Here is a 15,737-nt window from a genome sequence, read left to right on the forward strand (position 1 = left end):
CGGGTGAACGGACCGCCGCCATGGTGCGGACGTCCTGACGCGTCAGGTCGGCGGTGCCGCCGACACGGGGGGCCTCACGTGATCCCGAACGTCACCCGATAGTCGCAGCGGCCCTTGCACGGCATCGTCGCCGAGTCGTCGAAGGCGTACGAATACGCGTACGGCGCGGCCTTCTTGAACACCTGGGTGTAGTCCGTGGGCCATTTCGACGGGATGCAGTTCTCCCGCCCGGCCCACTTGCCGCGGCAGCAGTAGGTGTCGCCGCCGAACGCGGTGCACGGGTTCTTGCAGGCCACCATCTGGCCGCCGACCTTGAGTTGCATCTTGCCCGGGCAGCTGACCGCCTTGGTGCAGGTGCCCTTGTAACAGCCGGAGGGACTGACGGGATCCTTGGTGCCGCCGCCCGAGATGTTGATGTACATCGGCAGGTTGTAGCCGTCGACCATGCTGACGTCGTAGAAGTCCATCCCGCCCCAGGCCGCGAGGGAGAACTCGCCGAGCGTGGTCGCAGAGCCCGTGCTGCCGGCGCACTGGAAGACGCCCCCGCAGTCGCCGGTCTGGCAGTGCCCCCGGCCGGCCGAGTTGAAGGAGCAGCCGGTGCGGCCCCAGAACCGGCCGCCCCACTTGTTCGGGACCTGCACCGAGACGGTCTGACCTGGGCGGAGCACCCACCCGGTCGCGGAGAGCGGATACTTGTCGCTCTTGTTGGAGGCGAGCCAGACCGTCTGGCTCAGGTTGTTGACGAACGTGAACAGCCGCTTGCCGGCCGCCGCCTTCGCCGTGGCGGACGACCGGCTCCCGCTCTGTTTCGCCGTCGCGGTGCGTGAGGCAGACGGCCGTGGCGAGCTGGTCGGCTTGTGGCTGGGGCGGGCGGTGCGCGACGGAGAGGCCGAGGGGTTCGCGGCCTCGTCCGCGGGGGCGGTCACCGGGGCGGACGACAGGCCGGCCGCCGACGCGGTCGTGTCGCTCTCACGCGGGGAGGAGGGCCAGACCAGGGCCACCACCGTCGCCACCACCACCGCCAGGACGAGGGCGTACGGCTGCCACGACCGTGCCATCCCCCTTCTGCTCCTCGTCGCCATCGTCACGCGCCCTTCCCTGTCCTCCGATGAGACCGGGAGCACCAGGCCTCTGAACGGGAGACCGGGGGCCGCAGACCCTGACAACGGAAACCGGCGAAGAAGTCCGGCGAATTTGTGTTATCCGCCGTCCGTCCGCCGGTCTCCTGTATAGAGAGAATGTCCTGGCTGTAGAGGATTGTCCCGGCCCGACGCACACGGGCGGCGCGGGGACGATGGACTGAGAGCGGAGTGCGATGCCCGGAACCGGCAGGGGCGGACCCGACACGGCGATGGTGGAGGCCGCGCGCGGCGGAGACCAGCGGGCGCTCGACGCTCTGGTCGCCGACTCCCTTCCGCTCGTCTACAACATCGTCGGCCGGGCCCTCAACGGGCACAACGACGTCGACGACGTCGTGCAGGAGACGCTGTTGCGGGTCGTCCGCGGGCTGCCCACCCTGCGCGACCCGGAGGCGTTCCGGTCCTGGCTGGTGGCCATCGCCGTCCGGCAGGTGCGCGACCGCGAGCAGGACCGGTCGGCCACCCAGAAGCGCCGTGCGGACCTCGACACCGCGGAGGAGATGCCCGATCCGGCCTCGGACTTCGCGGCCCTCACCATCCTCAGGCTCGGTCTCACCGACCAGCGCCGCGAAGTGGCCGAGGCGACGCGCTGGCTGGACCCCGACGACCGGGGCCTGCTCGCCCTGTGGTGGCTCGAGGAGACGGGAGAGCTCCGGCGTACCGACCTCGCGGGCGCCCTCGGCCTGTCCGGCCGGCACGCGGCCGTACGCGTCCAGCGCATGAAGGAGCAGATGCAACTCGCCCGCACCATCGTGCGGGCGCTGGGCTCCGGTTCCGGGTGCGCCGAACTGCGCGCGATGACGTGGAACTGGGACGGCGTGCCCAGCCCGCTCTGGCGCAAGCGTTTCGCCCGGCACGTGCGCGACTGCGCGGACTGCGGGCGGAGCGGTCAGGGCATGCTGCCCATCGACCGGCTGCTCGCCGGGATGCCGCTGTTGCCCGTGCCCGCGGGCTTCGTCCTGCAGCACCTCCAGGCCATCCCCCCCGCCGCCTCTGAGGCGGCCGCGCACGCCGCTTCGCACCTTCCCCCCGGGCGGAGCGGCGTGCACCGGGCTTCCCGCGCCTTACAGCAGGAGCGCCCACGTGGCGTGTTGTCCGCCCTGTCGCACGGTCCCGTCGCCGGCACGGCCGCCGTCGGAGCCGCCGCGATCGTCGCGGTGGGCGTGCTGGTGGCCGCCAACCTCTCCCCGCAGAAGCCGGCCGCCCAGGGTGTGGCGCCCCAGGCGGCCTCGACGGCGCTCCCGCCGAAGCCGCCGTCGCCTTCGGCGTCCGTCAAGGCTTCGCGCAAGCCGTCTCCCAAGCCCAGCAAGAAGGCCTCGCCCAAGGCGACCAAGCCGGCTCCGCCTCCTGCGGTCGTCGTGGCGAAGTCCGCGAAGAAGGGCGTGGGCGTGTGGGGCATGCCCGGTGTCAGCGCCTCTCTCAAGAAATCGGGAGCGAGCTGGTACTACACCTGGTCCACGACCCATGACGGGATCACGACCCCCGCGTCGGCGTCGTTCGTGCCGATGATCTGGGGGACCGACAGCGTCACCAGCCAGAACCTCGCCAAGGCCAAGGCCGCCGGGCCGTACCTGCTGGGGTTCAACGAGCCCGACATGGGCGGGCAGGCGAACATGACGCCCGAGAAGGCGCTGTCCCTCTGGCCGAAGCTCATGTCGGCGGGCAAGGTGCTCGGCAGCCCCGCCGTGGCGTACGGCGGGGACCGCGCGGGCGGCTGGCTCGACAAGTTCATGTCGGGGGCGAAGGCGAAGGGTTACCGCGTCGACTTCATCACGCTGCACTGGTACGGCGGCGACTTCAACACCGCGAACGCCACCAACCAGCTCAAGTCGTACATCCAGGCGGTGTACAAGCGCTACCACAAGCCGATCTGGCTGACGGAGTTCGCGCTCATCGACTTCTCGAACGGCACCCGGTTCCCGACGGACTCACAGCAGGCGGCCTTCGTCACCTCGTCCACGAAGATGCTGGCAGGCCTGCCGTACGTCCAGCGTTACGCGTGGTTCGGCCTGCCGGCCGACAAGAAGCCCGGCACGGGGCTGTTCACGACCACAGGCGCGGCCACGCCGGCGGGCCGTGCCTTCCAGGCGGCCCGCTGACGGTCGCCACCCAAAGGACAGGCGTGACCCGGATTCCGATCGAGGCTTCCGGGTCACGCCGAGGGATCGGCACGGGTCGCCGGGGCCCGCTCCGGTGCGATCAGGCGAAGTCCTCGGGGGCGAACGCCCTGGGCTCGACGAGGACCAGCCAGTTGCCCGTGTTGTCGCGCATGACCGCCTCGACGCCGTACGGCCTGTCGGACGGCTCCTGGAGGAACGTCACCCCCTTGGCGCTGAGCTCCTCGTAGGTCTTGCGGCAGTCGTCCACGGTCAGGCCGACGGCGTGCATCTGTCCCTTGCCGAGTTCTCCCCGGATGAAGTCGGCGGCCTCCGGGTCGAGGGGAGGGCCGGGGAGCATCAGCGTGATCTCGAGTTCGGGCTGATTGGGGTGCCCGATGGTGACCCAGCGGAAGCCCTCGCCCATGGTGATGTCGGTGCGGGCCTCGAAGCCGAGGTTGTCGACGTAGAAGTCGCGCGTCTTGTCCTGGTCGAGGCAGTAGATGGTGATGAGTGAGATGTTCGTGACCATGCGGCCAACGTAAGAGCCGCAGGTCGCCGGGGGCTTCTCTCAAATTGCGCGATCCGGACCGCCGCCGGGCGGTCCCGCTGTGCCGCGGGGATCCATCGGCCCGCGCATGAACAGGAAGCACCCGGGGATGTGCGGCCCGCCCCGGGCCGCCCATCGGTCGCGGTAGGCCGTGGGACTCTCGCCGACGAGTTGGCTGAAGCGGGAGGAGAAGGACCCGAGGCTGGCGAATCCCACCATCATGCACACCTCGGTCACCGTCAGGTTGGCCGAGCGCAGCAGGTCCTGGGCCCGCTCGATGCGGCGGCGGGTGAGATAGCGGATCGGGGTCTCGCCGTAGGCGGCCTCGAAGCAGCGGACCAGGTGGAACTTCGAGATCCCGGCGACCCGGGCGAGTTCGCTGAGATCGAGCGGCGCCTGGTAGTGCCGGTCCATGTGATCGCGTGCCCGCCGAAGGTGCGGCAGCAGGTCCATTCCCGGCTTCCCGGCCTTGGGCCTGCTCACGCCTGTCACGTGGACGAGCGTATGCGACCGCCGGCGACGGCGTCCCGCCCGTCTCGCAGACGAGGGGCATGTCCCTTGCCCAGGTCGTTCGCCGCGGCCGGTGCGCCGGGGCGTCGGCCCCACCGCAGGTCAGCGGTCGTATCGTTGGAGTTCCAAGTGTCTCGGGAAGGGAGTGGCGGCCGTGGGAGAGTTCTCCGTCGCGCACTGGCTGATCGTCGCCCTCGTGTTCGTGATGTTGTTCGGCGCCAAGAGGCTCCCCGACACCGCCCGGTCGCTGGGCCAGGCCCTCCGCCTGTTCAAGCAGGAGACCAGCCGGCTGGGGGACGACGACGACCCGGAGGCCCCGGCCGATCGGCGTCAGGATCCGCCCCAGGACGTGCTGTCTCAGCAGGTGTCGCCCCAGGTCGCGGCTTCTCATGATCCGCGTGCGGGATACGGCGTTGCGGGGCCGTCCTCCTCCGAAGTGCAGGAGGACCGGCTGCGGCCGGACGAGACCGTGTGACGCCGGGCCTCCACGAGCGTCTGTAACGAGATCCTCACCTGCGGGTTCCGGCCTGTGCGCCGGGGCCCGTACTCGCCTGCCCGGCGTCGGCGCAGGCCCGTGGCGACTGCTTCCGGGTCGTCGGCGATCCCCAACGAATCGGGCTGACTGACATAAGCAAACCCTGATATTTCAGGATCTGTCAGATTTCGCGACCTTCCGTCTGTCGAGCGGCTTCGTCCGAGACCAGGACCCCCCTCCTGGCCGGGGCCGCAGGCAGAAAGGCCAGGCTCGTGAAACGAGTCTTCGCCGGCATCGCCGCCGTCCTGTCCCTCATCGTCCTCAGCGTCACTCTCACCGCCGGGCCCGCGAGCGCCACCCCGCCCAACATCCCGTCCGCGAGCACGGCCGCCTCCCGGCTGGCCTCACTCACCGTCGCCGCCGAGTCCCACCAGTCGACCTACAACCGGGACCTGTTCCCGCACTGGATCACCGTTTCCGGGGCCTGCAACACCCGCGAGCAGGTGCTCAAGCGCGACGGCTCCGGCGTCGTGACCAACTCGAGCTGCGCCGCCACCTCCGGCACGTGGTACAGCCCGTACGACGGGGCGACCTGGCACGCGGCGGCGGACGTGGACATCGACCACATGGTCCCGCTGGCGGAGGCGTGGCGGTCGGGCGCCTGGGCGTGGACCACCGCGCAGCGCCAGGCGTACGCCAACGACCTGGGCGGCCCCGAACTCTGGGCCGTCACCGACAACGTCAACCAGTCCAAGGGCGACCAGGACCCCACGACGTGGAAGCCGTCGCTGACCTCGTTCTGGTGCACCTACTCGCGCGCCTGGATCCAGGTGAAGTACTACTACGGCCTTAGCGTGCAGAGCAGTGAGAAGACCGCTCTGACCACCATGCTCGGCTACTGCTGATCTCTGGTCACGGCTCGTACGGCTTCCGCGACGCGGGGCCGTACGAGCTCCGTAAGGCCGCCGGCGCAGGAGGTTCGGAGCTCCCGCGCCGGAGGAAGGAAGCGGCCATATCGCGTGGCGACCGGTCTGACCGCGTTTGGACTGGTCCTTACCAATCTGCCGGTAGCGTAGCTGCTGTTGCGAGAAAGGGGGCCTCGCGATGTCGGAGGCCTGTGACGTTGTGTACCGCCTGGTCGCCGCCATAAATGATCATGATCTTGACGCGGTGTTGCGCTGTTACAGCCCCACGGCCGCCGCTGTGGGCCCGCAGGGTGTGGCGGACGGCCCCGAGGAGATCGGTTTCTACCATTCACACGTCTGGGAGGGGTTTCCGGATCTCCGTCTCACCGTGTGGGAGGTGGTCCAGTCCGGGGATCTCGTGGTGCTGGAATCGACGGTCACGGGCACGAATCTGGGGTTCTTCCTCCTGCCGGGTGGCGGGGTGGCCGATTCCACCGGCAAGGGGATCAGCGTACGGTACTGCTGGGTCTTCACCGTCGAATCCGCCGCGATCGTCGCCCAGCGGGTCTACTACGACCAATTGGAGATGTACGCCCAGCTCGGCGCGCGCCTCGTTCTCGACGACCCGCCCCCGTACGACGCCGTGTGACGACCCCGCGCACGATCCCCGACCGACTTCCCCGTCCCCGGCGAACCCATGATCCACAGCCCCCCGTCCTTTGCGTGACTTATGTTCCCGCTGTGGTGTTAGCGGATGAAAGTGATGATGGGGTCGGGGATGCCGCAGTAACATCGGCCGATGCGATTCAGGCAGGGCGCGGTCCTCCTCGTCACACTTCTCCTGGTGATCGGCGTATGGGGCTGGGTGGCACTGCGGCCGGGCTCGTCCGCGACCACGCAGGCGGTCGCGGCCGGGGCTCCGAGCGCAGGCCCGAGCGCGACCCCCACCCGCAAGGCCTACCTGGATCCGCGGCCGACCCTCACGCGGGTCAAGCCCCGTCAGCCGCCGCCGAAGGCGGGCAATCCCAGCGGACGGGCCGCCGTGCCGGCCGAGGCGAGAGCGGTCGACAGTTCGCATCCGACGCGGGTCATCGGGAACGGCACCCCGGCAAGCTGTACGTCGAAGGCCGTCGTCGCGGCGGTCGCCGCGGGCGGTGTGATCACCTTCTCCTGTGGGCCCGATCCCGTGACCATCACGATGAGCGCCACGGCGAAGGTCCGGAACTCCAGCGCCCGGGTGGTCCTCGACGGGGGCGGCCTGGTGACGCTCAGCGGCGGCGGCAAGAGGCGGATCCTCTACATGAACACCTGCGACCAGGCGCAGCAGTGGACGACGTCGCACTGCGACGACCAGGAGCAGCCGCAGCTCACCGTCCAGAACCTGACGCTGGCCGACGGCAACGCCACGGGGCAGACGGTCGACGGGGGAGGAGGCGGGGCCCTGTTCGTGCGCGGCGGCCGGGTCAAGGTGGTGAACTCCCGGTTCGTCCGCAACCGGTGCGACGCCACGGGACCCGACCTCGGCGGGGCCGCCATCCGGGTGCTGGACCAGTCGCACGATCTGCCGGTCTACATCGTGGGCAGCACCTTCGGCGGGGCCTCGGGCCAGGGCGGGGTCTGCTCCAACGGCGGCGCGCTGAGCAGCATCGGGGTGTCGTGGGTCGTGCTCAACAGCGTCATGACGTACAACAGGGCGATCGGCAACGGCGCCAACCCCGCGCGCGGAGGCACTCCCGGCGGCGGCAGCGGAGGAGCCGTCTACACCGACGGCAACCGTTTCACGGTGCGGATCGCGGGCTCGGTCGTGCAGCACAACCAGGCGAGGGAGGGAGGCGGAGCCGTCTTCTTCGTCAGCAACGACCGCACCGGCACGATGAGCATCGAGGGCTCGAGCCTGCGCGACAATCCCAGTGCGGGGTTCGAGACCGCGGGTTTCCCCGGCATCTTCTTCCTGGGCGCGCGCAACCCGGCGGTGTCGTCCTCCACGCTCAGATGATTGGGCGACTGTATCCGTATATAGGCGTTTATCGGAAAAGCGGGATTTGTCGTTCTGGAGGTACTGATCCCCATGTTTGACGGGACATTGATCTCCGGAACGTGATGACCGCGACTGGTCACATCTAGCGTCGTCCTCGAACCGTCCATGACCTCGGGGGAGACAAATGCCGATCTGTACCGCCGTCCTCACCGCCGCGCTCCTGGCCGGACCCGCGGCCTCGCCCGCTGACCCGGTGCCTGCGGCGCACAAGAGCATCGCGAACAAGACCGCCAAACAGTTGCAGACGCCCGACAAGAACTCGGGCAAAAACGTGGCCCGTCATCCGGAGCACGAGCCTGCGGCCCCGCCTACGCAGGTGGACGACGACCCGGTCCAGGAGTCGAGCGCGTCGTCCGACTCGGGCGACTCGGACTCCGGGAGCGACGAGGCGTCCTTCCAGAAGTCGGAGTCCTGGTCCAGTGATCCCCACGCCGGCGGGGACTCGCAGGTGAGGGAGACGAGGGAGACGAGGAAGACGCGGAAGTCCGGGCACGGCCACCACAGGAAGAACGGCAAGAGGTCGTCGAGGCCGGAGGCCGTCGAGGGCTCCGAACCGAAGAGCGCGGTGGATGCTCCGGTTGCGCCGGCCGCAGGACCCGCGCATGATCCGGTGATCAAGCCTGCCCTCGCCCCGGCCGCCAAGCCCGAGGTGAAGCAGGCTGCGGTGGTGAAGCACGCCCCCGCCGCCAAGCCCGCGGTGGTCCCCGCGGTCAAGCAGGCTCCGGTGGTGAAGCACGCGCCGGTGGAGAAGCACGCGCCGGTGGTCAAGAACGCGCCGGTGGTGAAGCAGGCTCCCGTGATCAAGCCTGCCCTCGCCCCGGCCGCCAAGCCCGAGGTGAAGCAGGCTGCGGTGGTGAAGCACGCCCCCGCCGCCAAGCCCGCGGTGGTCCCCGCGGTCAAGCAGGCTCCGGTGGTCAAGCATGCCCCGGAGCCGAGGCCGGCGGTCGCACCGGCGGTCGAGACGCCGAAGTCGGCCGAGGCGCTCATGAAGAAGAAGATCGCCGGGCTGTCGAATGACACGGCCGAGCCCGAGGCGGGGCTGAGCCAGGACTCCAAGGAGGGCAAGGAGGTCCCTGCGGCCGACGCCGCCACGCTCGACATGCCGACGGCAGGCTCCAACCCGCGGGACGTCGTGATCAATCCCGCCGGGGTGCCCCTGCCCGTGAACCCATACGCCCTGCCGGCCATGCCCGGTCTGCAGCGTGCGGTCGCCAGGTCGTTCGGGCAGCACGGGCACCAGGGCCGCCACGTCGGCCTGCGTCACCCGGACCACAAGCGGGGCCACGGAGACGCGTGATCCTCGCTGTAGAGGGGGTGGGCCGGCTCCCGGCTCACCCCCTTCGTGTGTCCCGGGCCGCCGGCCAGCGGTCCAGGCGCGTGGTGGAGACCACCTCGGCGCGGTCGCCGGGGAGGACGACCTCCGCGACCTCGACCACGCGGCCCGTGGTGTCGATCGAGGTCTTGTGCACCACCAGCAGCGGCGTACCCGGCGTGAGGTCGAACAGGTGCGTCTCCGCCCGGCTTGGCCTCCGCACTGTCACCTCGTCGACCACGCGATCGATCTCCACGCCGATCGTGGACAGTTGGTGGTGCGTCCCTCCTGGCCAGGGCTCGTTCTCCGCGGACAGGAGGGCCGGATTGGCGGCGACGAGGTCGTACGGCAGCCAGGAGCGGACCAAGCTGAGCGGCGCGGCGTCCCCACGGCGCCCCGTCTTGTAGGTCCGCCGGAGCAGCCGCGTGCCCTCCGCGACGCCGAGGCGCGTCGCCAGGCCGGCCGTCGCGCGGGCGGTGTCGAACTCGATCTGGAACTCCAGATCATCCCTGGTCAGGCCGGTGTCACGCTCGGTCGCGCCGCTGCCGCGCCGCTCGCGCTCGGGCAGGAGGGCACGATCCTTCTCCCACTGGTATCGGTCCGATACCCGCCGGAGTCGTTGATGAGATTCCCCCATAAATCACCTTTTCCCCACATATCTCCGCGTATGTACGGCCAGGCCGATCGTGCGCATGTACGGCCAGGCCGGATCGTGCGCTCTCCGCGAAGCCGGCCGGTCGGCCCTGCTGAACACCGCGATGGAGGGTAAAACCGACAAAGAGGCCAAAAAGCGGCTTGTCGGGGGGCGGAGTCATGGATGGATGGTCGTTCCATGGGCAGCCGACGGCGATCGGCTCCGGAGACATGACGCTGGTCGCCGGTGGCTCGTTCTCCGTGTCCACCCGGAACGGGGACATCGTCCCGGGCGGCGCGCAGGGCGTCTACTACGCCGACACCCGGCTGTTGTCCCGGTGGGAACTGCGCATCGACGACGCCCCGGTCGAGGAGTTGCGCGTCCTGCCGTCCGAGCCGCACCACGCGACGTTCGTCGGCCGGGCCAGGCCGCGCCCGGGGCAGACCGAGAGCACCCTCCTCGTCATCAGGGACCGCTATGTCGGCGGCGGCCTGTGCGAGGACATCGTCGTGCGGAACCTGTCCGAGGAGCCCGCGGGGTGCGTCGTCTCCCTCAATCTGCACTCCGACGTCTGCGACCTGTTCGAGGTCAAGACCGGCCGCGTCCGCTTTCCCGCCGACGTCGAGACCACACTCGGGGGGCGGGGCCTGCGCATCCTCTCGGTGAGCAAGGGGAGGGGCGTCCACGTTCAGGCCGTCGACGGTGACATCCCGGTCATCGCCGCCCCCGGAATGCTGATCTTCCGCGTGGTCGTTCCCGCCAGGGGTGAGACCCGCCTCACCGTGCAGGTGAGCCCGATCATCGACGGAGTGGAGTCCGAGCCCTGGTTCTCGGCCTCGTGCATACCGGAGCATGGGGAGGCGGCGCGGCTCCTGTCGGAGTACGAGGTGCACATCCCCGTCGTGCGATCCTCGAACGCGGCTCTCTCCGACATCCTCGACCGATCGAGGATCGACCTGGGCTCGCTCCGGTTGTTCGAGGTGGAACACCCGGAGGAGCCGCCGAGCATCGCCGCGGGCGCGCCCTGGTTCATGACCCTGTTCGGGCGCGACTCCCTGCTCACGTCGTGGCTCGCCCTGCCGCTCGATCCCAACCTCGCGCTCGGGACGCTGCACCGCCTGGCCCGGCTCCAGGGCGTGAAGACCGACCCCCTCACTGAGGAGGAGCCCGGAAAGATCATGCATGAGCTGCGGTACGGCGTGCGCACCGCGGCGTCGGAATCGGGGGCGCAGGCCTATTACGGCTCCGTGGACGCCACCCCGCTGTTCGTCGTCCTGCTCGGGGAACTGCGCCGCTGGGGCCTGCATCACGAGGCCGTGGAGAGGTTGATCCCGCACGCCGACGCCGCGCTCGGCTGGATCGAGCGGCTCGGCATGCGCGACGGCCTCCTGTGGTACCAGCGCAAGACCGACCAGGGCCTGGTCAATCAGGGCTGGAAGGACTCCTTCGACGGGATCAACTTCGCCGACGGGTCGCTCGCCCGGGCGCCCATCGCCCTGGCAGAGGTGCAGGGATACGTCTACGCCGCCTACGTCGCCCGTCATCACTTCGCCAGGGAGTCCGGCGACGACGAGACCGCGAACCGGTGCATGACCAGAGCCGTCGAGTTGCGTGAGGCGTTCAACCAGAGGTTCTGGCTGCCCGGCAAGGGCTACTTCGCCACGGGACTCGACCGGGACGGCAGGCTCATCGACGGGCTCGGTTCCAACATGGGGCACTGCCTCTGGTCGGGCATCGTGGAGGAGGACAAGGCCGTCTCCGTGGCCGCCCACCTGCTGTCGCCCCGGATGTTCACCGGCTTCGGCATCAGGACGCTCGCCTCCGACATGGGCGCCTACAACCCGATGAGCTACCACAACGGCTCGGTGTGGCCCCACGACAACGCCCTCATGGTGGCCGGGCTCATGCGGTACGGCTTCGTCGAGGAGGCCCAGCGGGTGGCCACCGGCCTGCTCGACGCGGCCGGATCGTTCGGCGGACGACTGCCGGAGCTGTTCTGCGGGTTCGACCGGGCGGAGTTCCCCGTGCCCGTGCCGTACCCGACCTCGTGCTCGCCGCAGGCGTGGGCCTCGGCCACGCCGGTCCAGCTCGTGCGGGCCCTGCTGCGCCTGGATCCGCGCGCGCCGCACGGCAGACTCTGGCTCTCACCCGTCCTGCCCGAGGGCTTCGGGTGGTTGCGGATCTCCGGCATCTGGTTCGCGGGCGGCCGGATCACCGTGGAGGCGGCGGAGGGCAACACCACGCCCATCGTGACCGGGCTGCCGGAGGGGACGGAGCTGATCGTGGGACCCCGTCCGCCTCTCGCGGCGTTCGTCGCCCCGGCGCGCCGGGGCGTCTGACCGGCGTCCCGGCCCCGCCGTGCCCGCGCCGGGTCACGGACGCCTCCAGCGGGATCGACGGCTTGTTCAACCGCGTCCCAAGGATCCGGTGCGGGCCCTTCCGTGGGAAAGCGAGGGGATAGATGCTTATTGTGCCGTTTTGCGAACTTCGCGGAGCGGGTATGGCATTTTGCCTCATCGTGGAAGCGATATGGAGCCGTCCGGTCACCGTCTGATGCGAGGAGGGGTGGATGACCGACGTCGAGGTGAGCATCACGATTCCGGCCGGGGGTGTCGTCCTGGAGGCGGATGTCGTCGTCCCCCGCTCCGCTCATGCCGTGGTGTTGTTCGCCCACGGCAGCGGCAGTAGCAGGCACAGTCCCCGCAACCGCCATGTGGCACGGGAACTGCAACGGGCGGGGCTCGCCACGGTCCTCGCCGACCTGCTCACCTCCGAAGAGGATCGGATCGACGCCGCGACCGGCCGCATGAGGTTCGACATCGGCCTGCTCTCCGAACGCGTGTCGGCGCTGGTCGAGTGGCTTGCGGAGGACGAACTGATCGGTGGTCTCGGTCTCGGCCTCTTCGGAGCGAGCACTGGCGCGGCGGCCGCCCTCGTCGCGGCTGCGGCGCGCCCGGACACCGTGAAGGCGGTCGTCTCCCGGGGCGGGCGGCCCGATCTCGCCGGTGACGCCCTCCGCCTGGTCCGCCAACCGGTCCTGCTGATCGTGGGGGAGCGGGACCCGATCGTCATCGAGCTCAACCGCGAGGCGATGGACGAGATCGTCGGCGAGACCCGCCTGGAGATCGTGCCGCGCGCATCGCATCTGTTCGAGGAGCCGGGAGCGCTGGAGGCCGTGGCCGAGACGGCCCGCGACTGGTTCCTGCGGCACCTGGCGGGCGCGCCGGCGGGCTGAGCCGCCGAGGGCCGCTGGACCCGTTCCTCCCGGGCACGACTACGATCGGACGCCATGGAACAGCGGTTAATGAGCAGGTTCGGCCGGCAGGTGGGCGTCGTCGGCTTGGGGGCATGGCAGCTCGGAGCCGACTGGGGCGACGTCAGCGAGGCTGACGCCCTCGAGACGCTGAACGCCGCGGTCGACGCCGGGGTGAACTTCGTCGACACGGCCGACGTCTACGGCGACGGGCGCAGCGAGACCATCGTCAGCCGCCTGATCAAGGAACGGCCCGGCCTCACCGTGGCCACGAAGATGGGCCGCCGGGTGCCCCAGACGCCCGAGGCGTACACGCTGGAGAACTTCCGCGCCTGGAACGACCGGTCGCGGGCCAACCTGGGCGTTGACCGGATCGACCTGGTCCAGCTGCACTGCCCGCCCACCCCCGTCTACTCCGACGACCGGGTGTTCGACGCGCTCGACACCCTGGTGGCCGAGGGCCGGATCGGGGCGTACGGCGTCAGCGTCGAGACCGTCGGCGAGGCGCTCACGGCGATCGAGCGGCCCGGCGTGGCCAGCGTGCAGATCATCCTCAACGCCTTCCGGTTCAAGCCGGTGGACGAGGTCCTGCCCGCGGCCGAGAAGGCGGGTGTCGGGATCATCGCCCGCGTTCCGCTGGCCAGCGGCCTGCTGTCCGGCAAGTACGGCCCGGGCACCGTCTTCGCCGAGGACGACCACCGGAACTACAACCGGCAGGGTGAGGCCTTCGACGTCGGGGAGACCTTCTCCGGCGTCGAGTACGGCGTCGGTCTCCAGGCGGTGGACAGGCTCAGGGAACTGGTGCCGGACGGCGTCACCCTCGCCCAGTTCGCGCTGCGGTGGATCCTCGACCAGCCCGGTGTGAGCGTCGTCATCCCCGGCGCCCGCAACCCCGCGCAGGCCAGGGCGAACGCGGCGGCCGCGAGCCTGCCGCCCCTCTCCGCGGACGTGCACGCGGCCGTCCGGGAGGTCTACGACACCCTGATCCGGCCTCAGGTGCACCACCGCTGGTAGAAGCCCGCTGGTTGAACCGCCCCACGGGCGCCGCTCCGCGCGATTCGAACGCGCGGGCAGGCGCCCGTTCGCGTCGCGGGACCTCTCGACGGCCGCGGATGCATCTGATCGCGGGGGCCGGTCCGAATGACCTTGTGTGGCGGGCGCACAGCGGACGACGATGGGGCGAGTGCACGCCTATGAACGAGGGCGCTGCGATGGATGAGGGCACGCCGGAGGCCGGCCGGACGCCGATCTCCGGTGACGAACCGGGATACGGGATCGGAGCCGTCGCCCGGAGGCTGGGCGTGCCCGCGCCCACGCTCCGCACCTGGAACCTGCGATACGGCATCGGCCCCAGTCGCAGGAGCCCCGGCGGTCACCGGCGTTACGACGCGGGAGACCTGCGGTGCCTTGAGGAGATGAACCGGCTCATCCATGCGGGAGTCGCGCCGGCCGACGCCGCCAGGCAGGCGCTGAAGGTGCGGCGTCCCGGCGGCGGGCCGACGGAGGCGGACTGCGACGAGCAGGTGCCCGGACCTCCCGTGAGAGAGGGGGAGATCCTCTCCCCGGCCATGCTCGCCCGGGCGGCGATCGCCCTGGACGCGAGGACGGTCGGCGACGCGGTGGAAGCGGCTCTGGACCGGCACGGCGTCGTGCCGACGTGGGAGCGGCTGGTGTTGCCCACCTTCGCGGTGATCACCCGGAGGCAGGACGAAACGGGCCTCGGCATCGAGATCGAGCACATGTTCTCCGACCGCCTGCTGTTCGCGCTCAACTCGGTCGCCGGACGGCTGTCGCATCCGGTTCATCCACGGCCGGTCCTGGTGGCCTGCGCGGAGGAGGAGCAGCACAGCCTGCCGGCCCACGCGCTGGCTGCGGCGCTCGCCGAGCGCCGGGTGGAGACGCGGGTGCTCGGAGCGCGCACGCCCTACTCCGCGCTCGCCGAGGCGATGCGCAGGATCGGCCCGGCGGTGGTGTTCGTCTGGTCGCAGCAGGCGGAGACCGGTGACCCCGCCCCGCTGGGCAGGCTGCCGAGGCTCCGTCCCGCCAGCAGGATCCTCGTGGGCGGCCCGGGCTGGCAGGAGGGCCTCCCGCCGAGAGCGGCCCTGGTCACCTCGATGCCCGCCGCGATCTCGGCGGTCCTGTCCGCCCTGAGATGAGCCTTTGTGAAACCTCGTCACTGACGAGGTTGCGTCCCTTACGCACGAGCGGCTATGAATAGGTTTTGAAGAAGTTTCTCCGGGCAGGGGACAACTCATGGACGACAGCCTCGAGTCCCGCCTCGCCGCCGGGGACGCCGGCGCGGTGGGGGAGTGCTACCGCGCGCATGCCCCCGCGGTCCGCTCGTTCCTGCGGCGGCTCGTCCCGCACGAGGACGTCGACGACGTGCTCCAGGTCGTGTTCACCGAGGTGTGGCGGTCACGGCACCGGTTCGACCCCACGAGGAGCCTGCCTGCCTGGCTCTTCGGGATCGCGCGCAAACGGGCGGTGGACCATTTGCGGGCCCGCAGGCCGCAGACGTTGCCGCTGGACGCCGTGGCGGACCCGGCGGGCCCGGACGGGCGCGTGGAGGGGGAGGAACTGGCCGACCGCGACCGGATCCGCAGGGCGCTGGACGAGCTCCCGGCGGTCCAGCGCCAGGCAATCGAGCTCGCCTATTACGGCGATCTGACCCAGCGGGAGATCGCCGACAGGCTGCGGGTGCCGCTCGGCACGGTCAAGGCCCGCACGGCACGCGGGCTCCACCGGCTCGCCGCGCTGCTCCCGCGCGCGGCCGCGTGACCGGACCCGCCCACGGCGGTCCGGTCCGGAGACAGGGGAGGTGCGAT

The 15,737-nt window shown here is 70.4% G+C and carries 15 protein-coding genes; 11 read left to right on the top strand and 4 right to left on the bottom strand.

The window, feature by feature from the left end:
* Positions 1-74 precede the first annotated feature (74 nt).
* Positions 75-1,058 (bottom strand): thaumatin family protein, encoded by a 984-nt coding sequence (locus Pmi06nite_RS36715; RefSeq protein ID WP_203957829.1) that lies wholly within the window; start codon positions 1,056-1,058, stop codon positions 75-77.
* Positions 1,059-1,315: 257 nt separating this feature from the next.
* On the opposite strand from Pmi06nite_RS36715, the gene Pmi06nite_RS36720 reads away from it, so the two are divergent.
* Complete coding sequence (locus Pmi06nite_RS36720; protein WP_203957830.1) at positions 1,316-3,238, top strand: sigma-70 family RNA polymerase sigma factor; 1,923 nt, start codon at positions 1,316-1,318, stop codon at positions 3,236-3,238.
* 100 nt (positions 3,239-3,338) lie between these two features.
* Here the strand turns inward: Pmi06nite_RS36720 and Pmi06nite_RS36725 are convergent, their stop codons facing one another.
* Both Pmi06nite_RS36725 and Pmi06nite_RS36730 read right to left on the bottom strand, forming a co-directional pair.
* Positions 3,339-3,767, bottom strand: a complete 429-nt coding sequence (locus Pmi06nite_RS36725; RefSeq protein ID WP_203957831.1) for a VOC family protein — start codon at positions 3,765-3,767, stop codon at positions 3,339-3,341.
* 39 nt (positions 3,768-3,806) lie between these two features.
* Complete coding sequence (locus Pmi06nite_RS36730; RefSeq protein ID WP_239114454.1) at positions 3,807-4,277, bottom strand: helix-turn-helix domain-containing protein; 471 nt, start codon at positions 4,275-4,277, stop codon at positions 3,807-3,809.
* Between the two features lie 172 nt (positions 4,278-4,449).
* Between Pmi06nite_RS36730 and tatA the strand changes: the two genes are divergently transcribed.
* The 5 genes from tatA (at position 4,450) to Pmi06nite_RS36755 (ending at position 9,010) form a co-directional block, all read left to right on the top strand.
* Positions 4,450-4,770, top strand: coding sequence for a Sec-independent protein translocase subunit TatA (tatA, locus tag Pmi06nite_RS36735; protein ID WP_203957832.1), 321 nt, complete (start codon positions 4,450-4,452; stop codon positions 4,768-4,770).
* 272 nt (positions 4,771-5,042) lie between these two features.
* Positions 5,043-5,675, top strand: a complete 633-nt coding sequence (locus Pmi06nite_RS36740; protein WP_203957833.1) for an HNH endonuclease family protein — start codon at positions 5,043-5,045, stop codon at positions 5,673-5,675.
* Between the two features lie 199 nt (positions 5,676-5,874).
* Positions 5,875-6,324, top strand: coding sequence for an ester cyclase (locus tag Pmi06nite_RS36745; RefSeq protein ID WP_203957834.1), 450 nt, complete (start codon positions 5,875-5,877; stop codon positions 6,322-6,324).
* Positions 6,325-6,474: 150 nt separating this feature from the next.
* Positions 6,475-7,671 carry a hypothetical protein gene (locus Pmi06nite_RS36750; protein ID WP_203957835.1) on the top strand — a complete coding sequence of 399 codons (1,197 nt, stop codon included), beginning with the start codon at positions 6,475-6,477 and terminating at the stop codon, positions 7,669-7,671.
* Between the two features lie 166 nt (positions 7,672-7,837).
* Positions 7,838-9,010, top strand: coding sequence for a hypothetical protein (locus Pmi06nite_RS36755; protein WP_203957836.1), 1,173 nt, complete (start codon positions 7,838-7,840; stop codon positions 9,008-9,010).
* A 34-nt stretch (positions 9,011-9,044) separates the two neighbouring features.
* Here Pmi06nite_RS36755 and Pmi06nite_RS36760 read toward each other — a convergent pair whose 3' ends face one another.
* A complete protein-coding gene (locus Pmi06nite_RS36760; RefSeq protein ID WP_203957837.1) occupies positions 9,045-9,662 on the bottom strand; it encodes a UTRA domain-containing protein in 618 nt (205 codons plus the stop codon).
* 176 nt (positions 9,663-9,838) lie between these two features.
* On the opposite strand from Pmi06nite_RS36760, the gene Pmi06nite_RS36765 reads away from it, so the two are divergent.
* The 5 genes from Pmi06nite_RS36765 to Pmi06nite_RS36785 all read left to right on the top strand — a co-directional run bounded on the left by Pmi06nite_RS36765 (position 9,839) and on the right by Pmi06nite_RS36785 (position 15,690).
* The gene (locus Pmi06nite_RS36765) at positions 9,839-11,998 is read left to right on the top strand and encodes an amylo-alpha-1,6-glucosidase (protein WP_203957838.1); all 2,160 of its coding nucleotides are present in this window, start codon (positions 9,839-9,841) and stop codon (positions 11,996-11,998) included.
* A 230-nt stretch (positions 11,999-12,228) separates the two neighbouring features.
* Positions 12,229-12,894 (top strand): dienelactone hydrolase family protein, encoded by a 666-nt coding sequence (locus tag Pmi06nite_RS36770; RefSeq protein WP_203957839.1) that lies wholly within the window; start codon positions 12,229-12,231, stop codon positions 12,892-12,894.
* Between the two features lie 54 nt (positions 12,895-12,948).
* On the top strand, positions 12,949-13,926 hold the full coding sequence (locus tag Pmi06nite_RS36775; RefSeq protein ID WP_203957840.1) for an aldo/keto reductase: 978 nt from the start codon (positions 12,949-12,951) through the stop codon (positions 13,924-13,926).
* 197 nt (positions 13,927-14,123) lie between these two features.
* A complete protein-coding gene (locus tag Pmi06nite_RS36780) occupies positions 14,124-15,068 on the top strand; it encodes a MerR family transcriptional regulator (RefSeq protein ID WP_203957841.1) in 945 nt (314 codons plus the stop codon).
* Between the two features lie 97 nt (positions 15,069-15,165).
* Complete coding sequence (locus Pmi06nite_RS36785; protein WP_203957842.1) at positions 15,166-15,690, top strand: RNA polymerase sigma factor; 525 nt, start codon at positions 15,166-15,168, stop codon at positions 15,688-15,690.
* The last annotated feature ends 47 nt before the right edge of the window (positions 15,691-15,737 follow it).

Source organism: Planotetraspora mira, from assembly GCF_016863275.1.
Classification (GTDB): domain Bacteria; phylum Actinomycetota; class Actinomycetes; order Streptosporangiales; family Streptosporangiaceae; genus Planotetraspora; species Planotetraspora mira.